Source organism: Okeania sp. (genome assembly GCF_983059655.1).
In genome coordinates this window covers 2205-13915 of sequence record NZ_CEZPJD010000128.1, presented here as the reverse complement: position 1 = coordinate 13915, position 11711 = coordinate 2205, and the positions used below count along the sequence as shown (strand labels likewise).

Annotated in this window: 2 protein-coding genes; both read left to right on the top strand. The window is 40.0% G+C overall.

Annotated elements, in window-relative coordinates:
- Nucleotides 1-53: 53 nt before the first annotated feature.
- Complete coding sequence (locus AC3DU7_RS09975) at nt 54-7040, top strand: SDR family NAD(P)-dependent oxidoreductase (RefSeq protein WP_488039198.1); 6987 nt, start codon at nt 54-56, stop codon at nt 7038-7040.
- On the top strand, nt 7037-11413 hold the full coding sequence (locus tag AC3DU7_RS09970; RefSeq protein ID WP_488039197.1) for a condensation domain-containing protein: 4377 nt from the start codon (nt 7037-7039) through the stop codon (nt 11411-11413). Before AC3DU7_RS09975 ends, AC3DU7_RS09970 begins: the two co-directional genes overlap by 4 nt.
- Nucleotides 11414-11711: the final 298 nt, after the last annotated feature.

The window sequence follows — 11711 nt, the reverse complement described above, 5'->3', positions numbered from 1 at the left end:
CCTTCGATTCTTCAGCATCGGGTACAACTTGGAGCGAAGGTTGTGGTGTAGTATTGCTGAAAAGCTACGATCGGGCAATTAAAGATGGAGACAAAATCTACGGAGTCATCAAAGCAATAGGAATAAATTATGATGGTAACACTAACGGCATCAGCGCACCAAGTGGTAAATCTCAAACAGAGTTAGAGCAGAAAGTTTATCAGCAGTTTGGAATTGACCCAGAAACCATAGGTTATGTAGAAGCTCATGGTACAGCAACACCACTGGGAGATCCGATAGAGGTAGAGGCTTTAACAGAAACATTTTCTAAGTGGACTGGTAAAAGACATTTTTGTGCGATCGGCTCGGTCAAGACAAATATTGGCCATTCAGGAACAGCTGCAGGGATGTCTGGTTTGATTAAAGCAATTTTGTGTTTGATAAATCGGAAGTTTGTGCCGTCGCTACATTATAGTCAACCAAACCCCCATATTGACTTTGAGAATAGTCCTTTTTATGTCAGTACAGAATACAAAGATTGGGAAATAGAAGCAAACCAGCCAAGACGAGCAGCAGTAAGTTCCTTTGGTTTTAGTGGCACAAATGCTCATTTGGTTGTTGAGGAAGCACCAGAGCAAGTCAAAAGTCAAAAGTCAAAAGTCAAAAATGATAATGATAGTGAGAATTCTTTAGAACGTCCACTACACCTCTTAACTCTATCAGCTAAAACAGAAGTAGCGGTTTCCGAGTTAGTTAGTAGTTATGAAGATTATATCAAAACGAATCCAGAACTAAAGATAGCCGATATTTGCTACTCAGCTAACACAGGGCGGACTCACTTTAACCACAGACTAGCAGTTGTAGCTGCAAGCCAACAAGAGTTAGCAGAGAAACTCCAGCAGTACAAAGCAGAAGGAACGTTGCATGCAACTTCCGTACCAGGAATATTTTCAGGAGAACTCCTAAAAAATGTTGCACCAAAAATAGCCTTTTTATTCACAGGTCAAGGTTCCCAATATGTGAACATGGGAAGGCAACTGTATCAAAAATCTCCCTTATTCCGAGAAACTATTGATAAATGCGACCGGATATTAGAGAGGCTGAGTGGAAAATCCATAATAAATGTTATCTATCCTCAAGATGGAGAGACATCGCCCCTAGACCAAACAGCTTATACTCAACCCGCTATATTTGCCATAGAATACGCCCTAGCTAAATTATGGGAATCTTGGGGTATTAAACCAAATATAGTCATGGGTCACAGTGTAGGTGAATATGTGGCAGCAACAGTTGCAGGAATTTTTAGTTTAGAAGATGGTCTCAAACTAATTTCAGCAAGGGGTCGGTTGATGCAACAGTTACCCGCAGGTGGAGAAATGGTTGCTGTAATGGCATCAGCATCAAAAGTAGAATCTCTGATTGCTCCATACACAGACAAAGTAGCTATAGCAGCAATAAATGGGCCAAGGAGTACAGTAATATCAGGTGTTGCAGAAGCAGTAAAAGAAATTGTCAGCAGTTTAGAGTCAGAAGGAATTAAAACAAAGCAACTTCAGGTATCCCATGCCTTCCACTCACCATTGATGGAACCAATGTTGGCAGAATGGGAAGCAGTAGCAAATCAACTCACTTATAATCAACCTCAGATACCAGTAATATCGAATGTTACAGGGACAGTAGCAGACGAAAGTATTACAACAGCTAAGTATTGGGTAAGTCATGTACGTCAACCAGTAAGATTTGCTCAAGGTATGAAAGCATTACAGGAAAAAGGTTATGAAACCTTCCTGGAAATCGGACCAAAACCAATATTGTTAGGTATGGGCCGTCAATGTTTACCAGACAGTTCGGGAATGTGGCTGCCATCATTGCGCCCGAATAAAATCCCCCTCTCATCCCCCTTAGAAAGGGGGAGGTCAGAGGATGCTGCGCTTTTGAATGGTGAATGGCAGCAGATGCTCTCAAGTCTGGGGCAGTTGTACGCAAAAGGAGCAAAAGTAAACTGGTTAGGATTTGATCGAGACTATGAGTGTCAGAAAGTACCATTGCCTACATACCCATTTGCACGGGAAAGTTATTGGGCTGATGTCAATGGATATCAGATTAGTTATGGGCAACGAGTAAAAGATATACATCCTTTATTGGGTCATCAAATCAACTTTGCAGGTCAACAAAAAGTTTTTGAGTCATTCATTGGGGCAGAAAATCCAGCATACCTGAAAGACCACAGAGTATTTAACCAAGCTCTGTTCCCAACAACAGCATACTTAGAGATAGCTACAGCGATCGGGCGAAATCATTATCAAACTCCCAATGTAATTGTAAAAAATCTGAAGATAGAGCGTGGATTAGTGTTGCCGGAGGGTAAACGGAAAATAGTACAGACTATACTGACTCAATCAGACACAACTACTCAGTTTCAAATATTTAGTCAACAACAAGATGACGATCTGGAAGTCCAAAAGTGGGCACTCCATGCTGCGGGAGAAATTGAACCTGCAACAGAGGTGAGTGATGAAAAATTTGAGATAGATAAATACTTAGGAGAATGTAGTAACTCTGTAGAAGTTAAACAACATTATCTAAAAACTCAACAACAAGGGATTAGTTATGGTAAGACTTTCCAAGGTATTCAAAAGTTGTGGAAAGGAGAAAATCAGGCGATCGGCAAGATAGGTATTCCTGAAGAAATAGCAGTAGGGATAGAGGAGTATAACATACATCCAGCTATATTGGATGCTGCGTTTCAGGTGATTTTTAATGCTCTCCCAGAACAAAGTGGAAGTAAGGAAACCTATTTACCAGTAGGGGTAGAGGAGTTAATTACCTACACTCAACCAGGAGAATATTTGTGGGCACACGCATCAATTTCCAGTGAAGAAAATGATGTTCCCCAGAAGGAAAATTTGAAAGCGAATGTCATCTTGAGCAATGAGAAAGGAGAAGTCGTTGCTAAGATTATCGGTTTAAAAGTCAAGTTGGCAAGTAAAGAAGCTTTACTCGGAAGGAAAGAGGAAAGTGTTATTGACTCCTTGTATGAGATAGAGTGGAGAAGTAAAGGTCGTTTAGGAAGACTACTGCCACCAGATTATCTGCTAACACCCAAAGAAGTTGAACAGCAACTACAGCCAATAGTTACGGAATTTTCAAATCAGCCAGACCTAAAGAGTTATCGAATTATTCCCAGTCTGTTAGATGAATTAGGTCGGGAGTATGTGTTGCAGACTATCAATCAAATGGGATGGCCTTATAAGGCTGGAGATAAATTTAATAGTGAAAGTGAGGCTCAAAGATTAGAGATAGTTCCAGAACATAAAAGATTATTCAAACGAATGCTACAGATTCTTGCAGAAGATGGAATTATTCGGGAGCTATCTTCCCAGGGAACAGACAAAGAGTGGGAAATGTTGCAAACCTTGGATCAGAGCCTGATGAATCAAGGGGAGAAAAGAGGGGAAGAGTTACTCAGTCAATATCCCCTCGCCGAAGCCGAATTAGTACTATTAAATCGTTGCGGAGCTAAACTAAGGGAAGTATTGCAAGGCAAGCAAGATCCTGTGCAATTAGTATTCCCATCAGGAGACCTATCATCAGCAACCAGATTATATCAGGATTCAACCCAAGCTAAGATGATGAACACCCTGGTTGAAAATGCATTGGCTAAAGCAATAGAAAAATTACCAAAATCACGAGGAGTAAGATTACTGGAAATAGGAGCAGGTACAGGAGGAACAACCAGTTATCTTTTGCCTTTGCTGCCAAAAAATAGCACTGAGTACGCTTTTACAGATATCGGCGCACTGTTTACCTCAAAAGCCAAGGAAAGGTTCGAGGAATATAAATTCATAAATTATCAAACTCTGGATATAGAAGTAGACCCTATAAATCAAGGGTTTGAGGCTCATCAATACGACATAATTATTGCAGCTAATGTTCTCCACGCAACAGTAAATCTCAAAGAAACATTATCTAATACCAGAAAACTCCTAGCACCAGGAGGAGTGTTGTTGTTATTAGAAGTAACAACTAAAAACAGGATAGGAGATTTAATCTTTGGTTTGTTAGATGGATGGTGGAGATACCAAGATTTGGAACTGCGACCAGACTATCCTTTGTTAACTCGCTCTCGATGGAAAGAGGTATTGAAAGAAACAGGTTTTGCGGAAGTTGCAGCCCTACCTGAGTTAGAAGGAATTCCAGAATTGTCTGAACAACAAACCTTGTTTATGGCTCAAGCAGACGAAACAACTGCATTGCCAGAGCCGAAAAATTGGTTGATATTAGCAGATAAACAGGGAGTAGCTCAAAAGTTAGCTACTCAGTTACAGGCAAAAGGAGGTGTTCCTACCTTAGTATTTGCAGGAGAGAAATATCAACAGCTTGAGTCAGGAGAATTTACTATTAATCCTGACAACCCAGAAGATTTTAAACAACTAATTGGATCGGTTTCTTCCTTGTATGGAGTTGTGCAATGTTGGACGACGGAAACTGGAGGCCGTGAAAAAATAGATGAGTTATCACGATATGGGTGTGGAACAACTTTATCTTTAGTTCAAGCACTGGTACAAAACAATCCATCTCAGCCACCTCGTTTATGGTTAGTTACTTCTGGTGCTCAACCAGTACCATTAAATGAACCAGTTATTCCCAACTTAGCCCAATCTTCACTATGGGGAATGGGTAAAGTTATTAACTTAGAACATCCAGAACTCAATTGTGTACGGATAGATTTAGATCCAGAGGCAACTATAGAGAGTCAAACTAATGCACTATTTAATGAAATCTGGTCAGAAGATCCAGAAGATCAGGTAGGGTTGCGTGGAGATTCTCGTTATGTAGCGAGGATGGTGGCAAGTCATCACCAGCAACTCGTAGCAACAGAAGGACTGACAATACCATTAGAACCATATAAGCTTGGAATATCAGAAAAAGGTAGTTTAGACAGTTTAACCTTAGAACCAATTAACAGAGATTCTCCAGCCGCAGGAGAAGTAGAAATTCAGGTGATGGCAACTGGACTGAACTTCCTAGATTTGGTGGCTACATTAGGATTAGTACCAGATGAAGTAGACGGTGTATCTCAACAGCACTTGAGAGAGATGGATAGATTTGGGGCAGAATGTGCTGGTTATGTAGTAGCAGTAGGAGAAGGAGTCAAAGGTTTAGAAATTGGGGATGAAGTAATAGCTATGGCTCAAGGTAGCTTTAGCCAATATGTGACAGTTAATGCCAGCTATGTAGTGCCGAAGCCAGAAAATATAACTTTTGCAGAAGCAGCATCAATACCAGCTAACTTCTTAACTGCTTATTATGCCTTACATCACGTTGCCAAGATTACTAAAGGCGACCGCATCCTGATTCACGCAGCAGCAGGAGGTACAGGTATGGCTGCCTTGCAAATAGCTCAAAAAGCAGGGGCAGAAGTTTTTGCTACGGCAAGTCCTCCAAAATGGGAAACTCTACGGCAAATGGGAGTCAAATATATTATGAACTCTCGGACTGTAGAGTTTGCTGACCAGGTAATGGAATTTACCAAAGGGCAAGGAGTAGATATTGTTCTGAACTCTCTAACTTCAGGAGATTTTGTTAGTAAAGGCTTGTCAGTAGTTAGTTCTCAAGGTCGGTTTGTAGAGATAGCCAAACGGGGGGTATGGACATCTAGCCAAGTAGCAGAAGTCAGACCAGATATATCTTATTCGGTAGTAGATTTAGTGCGAAAGTCTCAGGAAGATCCAGAATTAATTAATTCCATGTTCCGGGAGTTAACAGGAGATTTCTCCCAAAGCTTACTCAAACCACCACCTTTAAAAGTATTCCCCATCGAGGAAGTCACCAATGCCTTCCGTTATATGCAGCAAGCTAAACATATAGGCAAAATTGTGGTGACTCAGCCCAAACAAGAACCTGATAAACCTGTAAGTTTCCGTGATGACGCTGCATATCTAATTACAGGAGGTTTAGGAGATATGGGCTTACTTGTAGCTCGTTGGATGATTTCCAAAGGAGCCAAAAATTTAGTGTTACTGGGACGTAGGGAACCAAATGAGACGGTCAAAGAAAAACTAGCAGATTTAGAAAGTGCAGGGGCATCTGTAAAAGTAGAAAAAGCCGATGTGTCAGAATGGGAATCAATCAAAGGAGTTATTGAGAGGATTGATAACTCAAACACACCATTAGCAGGAGTCATACACTCTGCGGGTGTACTATCAGACGGGGTGCTGCAAAATCAAACTTGGTCAAACTTTGAGAAAACCATGTTCCCCAAGGTTTATGGTGGTTGGTACTTACACCAATTGACTCAAAACCAGCCATTAGACTTTTTCATACTGTTTTCTTCAGGGGCATCTTTACTAGGCTCAACTGGTCAGCCCAACCACTCGGCAGCAAATGCCTTTTTGGATGCTTTAGCTCATTATCGCCGAGGCATGAAACTACCAGGATTGAGTATTCACTGGAGTACGGTTTCTCAGATAGGGGAAGCTGCCGCCATAGGAGCAGATGTGAGGATGAAAAAACAAGGTATCGGAGCACTAAGCCCGGATCAGGTATTAGAAACTATGGAAGTGTTAATGAGTGGTAAAGGTAGTCAGGATGTAGAAGTTGGGGTAGTACCAATTGACTGGTCAGCTTGGCAAGACAGAGCAAATCAATGGAGGTTTTTAGAATATTGGCAAAAAGATGTTGCTGGAGTCATAGCAACAGAAACGAAACTTTTAGATCAGCTAAAAGAATCATCACCAGAAGAGCAAGAGAAAATATTAGTAGATTACCTCAAAGGTAAAGTAGCTAAGATTTTTGGCATGACAGGTTCCCAAACAGTAAATATAAATGAATCTCTAACTACTATGGGGCTTGACTCTTTGATGGCAGTTGAACTACGAAATCTCATCCAAAGGGCATTGGGATTTGATATACCTATGCAAACAATAATTGAAGGTATTAGCATTTCCGAAATAGTTAATTTAATATCTGAACAGCTATTGCTAGAACAAGTTAGTTATTCAGATACTTCATCAACTGAAGAAATCAACGAAGAAGATATGGAGGAAATTACTCTATGAAACTTACCCAAGTTCTATCTCAAATCTCTAGCCAAGGCATTAAATTATGGGCTGAAGGTGATGAGTTAAAAATTCGTGCCCCCAAGGGAGCTTTAACAACAGAAATCCGCGATTTATTATCCAAAAATAAATCAGAATTACTCCAGTTACTCCAGCAAAAAAGTAGTAATGTTAGTGCTACATCTGTGCCTTTAGTTCCGGTTGGTAGGGATGAAGATTTGCCAGTTACTTATCAACAAGAACGCCTCTGGACTATAGATCAGTTAATGGGAAATAAGCTGAATCTCAATGTAACTACAGCTCTAAAATTTGAAGGTTTAATAGATATTCCACTGCTACAAAAAAGCTGGAATGAAATGATTAGTCGTCATGAAACTTTGAGGACTATTTTCAGTTTTCCTGAAGGATCGTTAATTCAGGAAATTCTTCCTAGTTTAGAATCTGAGATTTCAGTAGTAGATTATCAAGGATTAAGTAATACTGAGCAAGCAAGTCTCATTGAAGAGGCTATTGAACAGGAAGCCCAACAATATTTTGATTTATCTAAAGGACCGCTAATAACTTTAAAACTCTTGAGGTGTGGTGAGAAAGAAGGAGTATTATTATTAGTATCTCACCATATTATTAGTGATGCTTTATCTCACAGTTTTTTACTTCGCGAACATATACTTTTGTACGATTCTTATCTGAGTAAAAAGGCATCTCCGTTACCAGAATTAGAACTCCAATATGGAGATTATTCTGTTTGGCAGCGGCAGTGGTTACAAGGAGAAGTATTACAAAAGGGAATAGATAATTGGAAACAAGAACTAGCAAATATTTCTACTTTATATCCTGTACCATCTGATATTTTTCAAGTATCTCCAGGCTTTCAAGCTGTTAGAAAGTACTTCCCCATACCTGCGAGTATATGGTCTTTAGTACAAAAGGTCAGTAATCAATATAATGTTACTCCTGTAGTTATTTTTCTCTCAGTGTTTTATGTATTGATATTTAAATACTCTTTAAAACAGGATATTGTAGTTGGTCTCCCAGTTTCGGGAAGGTTACACCACAAAATAGAATCTGCCATTGGTTACTTTACTGATAGTATCCTATTGCGAGGCAAAATACCTGATAGTTCTATTACATTTAAAGAATTACTGAACAACGTTAAGGAAGTAACGATAAAAGCTTATGCTAACCAACATATTCCTCTAAACTTTGTAGCAGAATTTCTGAATCAACAACAAGACTATCAACAATATAGAAATTTATTTCAGATTTTCTTCGACTATATGGACTTTGGAGGAGGAGAGCAGATTGAAACTCCTAATTTCAAGGGAGCTCCAATAAAGGAAAAATTCCCTTCAGATATAGAATTGTTCTTGGTTTTCTTAAAGTCTGAAAAGGGGATAGAAGGCTCTTTAACTTACAATCCTGAATTATTTGAAGCGGAAACAATTACAGCTTTAACAGATTCCTACTTATTGCTTCTAGAAAAAGCAATTAATGCTCCAGAGACCAAAATAAATGATTTAGAGATATCAGAAAATCTGGCAAAACGTAAGGCAGAGATTCATAGTCAATCAAGGAAAATAAATCTGATAGAAACTGGTTTAAAATCTATTCCTGAAGTTAAAGAATCTGCTGTTTTGGCTAAGAATAATCAACTGGTTGCTTATGTGGTAATTGAGGATAATTATTCTGTAGATAAAGTAAAATCTTTCCTAGAATCTCATATATATCCCGATTTTCTCCCTAGTGCTTATGTACCTGTTTCTAATCTACCAAAAACAGCATCGGGAGAAATAGATGAAGCTGCTTTAACAAGTTTAGAAGTTATTGACTCAGAATTAATTAATCGTTGGGAAGAAAAATTGCGATCGCATCCCGAAATAGAAGAAGTAGCGGTAGTCGTGCAGCGCAAACAAGCTTACCCAGTGATACCAGTTATTCAGGAAACAAAAGTAGCAGAAAACAACGGCAACGGTAAGAATAGCACAAAAGACCTACAGCCAATAGCTGACGAAAATCTGCCAGATACTGCCCCTGGTGAAGTAGACGAGATCGCAAAATCGGTAGAATTTCAAACCTGGGCAGATTTATTACCAGGTACAGATGAACCAGCAATATATAGCACCGACGATCGCCAACCTCTGACTCATTCACAACTAAAAGATTTTGTTAAGTCACCTCCAGATAACGCCAGTCTTAGCTATCTGGGTATTAAAATAACTGACCGTGTTTGTGCTGCTACTCCCAATGGGCCAGAGGCAGCAACAGCATTTTTGTCCCTAGCACAACAGTGCGTGTTTGCACCTATTAGCACATCTCTGACGGAAAAGCAAGTTCAATTTGAGTTGGAAGACTTGGGTGCAGTAGCTTTGGTATTGCAAAGAGGAGAAGCTAACAGCAATGATAATGCTAAGTTAAAAGCTTGTGCTGAAAGTTTAGGGGTTCGAGTTATTGAGCTAATACCTGATACTTCAGTGTGTGGGTTGTTTACCCTGGAAGAAGTTACTACGAATAAGGAAAATCATCAACCAATCACAACAGATGATAATAAACCTACTCGTGACCATGTAGCTTTAGTCCTCCATACTAGCGGTACAACAAGAAAACCAAAAACCGTTCCTCTGACTCACGGAAACTTGACTTCAGGTTCCCTGACTATTAGTCGGACTATACAAGTGACTCCAGAGGACACCTGTATTAATATCATGCCGCTATTTCATATCCATGGTCTTTCTGTGAATATTCTCGCCTCGGTGTTAGCTGGTGCTAGCGTACTTTGCACGCCTGGGTTATATGCGACAGAAAACGGAATGGGTGATTTCTTTGAGTGGTTGAAACCTGATGAGGGAAGCGATAGAAAGAAAGTCACTTGGTATTCTGCTGTACCAACAATGCACCAAGCAATTTTGGAATATGCAGAACAAGCGATCGCTGAAACAGGTAAAGCTCCTAACCATTCCCTCCGCTTAATTCGTAACTGTTCGGCAGCACTGCTACCAGCTATTGCTGACCGGATGGCAACAGCATTTAACTGTGAAGTCTTGCCTACCTACGCTATGACTGAATCTATGCCTATTTGTAGTCCAGAAGTAGGAAAGGGGCTACTCAAGCGTGGTTCTGTTGGTCGTGCTGCTGGGCCTAAATTAATTATTGGAGATGTCAAAGCAGATGACCAAGGGAAACAGGTATTAAATGTGCTACAACCTTATGCTGAGGGAGAGGTGATGGTCAGAGGTGCTTGCGTCACTGCCGGGTATGAGTTACGGGAATGGATGGATTATAATCCCAATGAGGAAGCTTTTGTTGAGGGGTGGTTAAGAACTGGGGATAAAGGTTATAAAGATAAAGATGGTTATGTTTATCTGGTGGGTCGGTTCAAAGAAATTATTAACCGAGCAGGGGAAAAAATTAGCCCGATGGCAGTAGAAGATGTATTGCAGCGCCATCCAGCAGTAGGTCAGGTAGTTGTATTTGCAGCCCCCCACGAACTTTTAGGAGAAGTAGTGGGAGCAGCAATAGTACCAGTTCCAAATCAGTCGCGACCAACTCTGGCAGCATTACGTCAGTTTGCCATGAAAGAAAAAGAACTGGAAACCCAGTGGTTGCCAGAATGTTTAGTTTGGATGAATGCTATTCCTAAAGGTCTGACAGGGAAACCAGCGCGCATTGGTTTAGCCAAGCGATTAGAAATGCCTACTCTGACAACTGAAGTTACAGCATCACCCCGGACTTTTGTGGCAACAGAAGGAGCAGATGGTAAGTATATTTTAGAAACATTAGAGCATCAAATTGAGAATGGCAAAGGAGGTTGTCAGAGTTTACAACAGTTAACTGTTTATTTTACTTCTAAGACAACAGAATTTTCTCTCAGTCAGTTGCAAGAGTTGGAAGTGCGCGATCGCTTTGGAACTCTCAGTCAAATCATGCCTTATGCTTTTGTCCAGTTAGAGACACTACCATTAACATCTGATGGAAAAATAGACCGGAAACGGTTAAAAAATCCTGAGAAAAATGGTAGTTCTCAAACTGTACAGCAAGGAAATGAAACTGAGCAAAAAATTGCTGCTATTTGGAAGGAGGTACTGCAAATAGAAGAGGTCGGAATTTATGACAACTTCTTTGAATTAGGAGGTAAGTCCGTACTACTGATACAGGTATATGGAAAGCTGCAAGAAAAATTTGATATGAGTAATTTGAAGGTTGTTGACTTGCTAGCTAACCCAACTGTTCATTCATTAAGCGAGTTTATTATCAATGGTGGTGCAGCAGAATCAAATAAACAGAGCAAAGTTAATTATGAGAAGCGTGTAAGTAAACGTCTTTCTAAGAAAAGTGAAAGGGGCAATATTCGGAAAAAACTCCGTTCTCAAAAATAAATTCAAAAGTCAAAATTCAAAAGTCAAAAGTTAGGAAAGTAGTAGGGTGTGTTAGGCGCTTGCGCCGTAACGCACCATTAAGTACAGACCAAAAGTGGTACACCAAGAATGGTGTGTTACGACTGCCGTATAACGTACCCTACTCGACGACCAAAAGTACACCAAGAATGGTGCGTTACGACTGCCGTCTAACGCACCCTACTGGACTAAAAGTTAAAACTTAAGACATAACTATAATAATAGAAATTATGAATCAACCAGAAGAACAAGAATATAATGATAATGAAATTGCTATCAT

Excerpts from the sequence above, each read along its gene's own strand:
- AC3DU7_RS09970 (WP_488039197.1), top strand. The coding sequence starts at position 7,037 with ATGAAACTTACCCAAGTTCTATCTCAAATCTCTAGCCAAGGCATTAAA.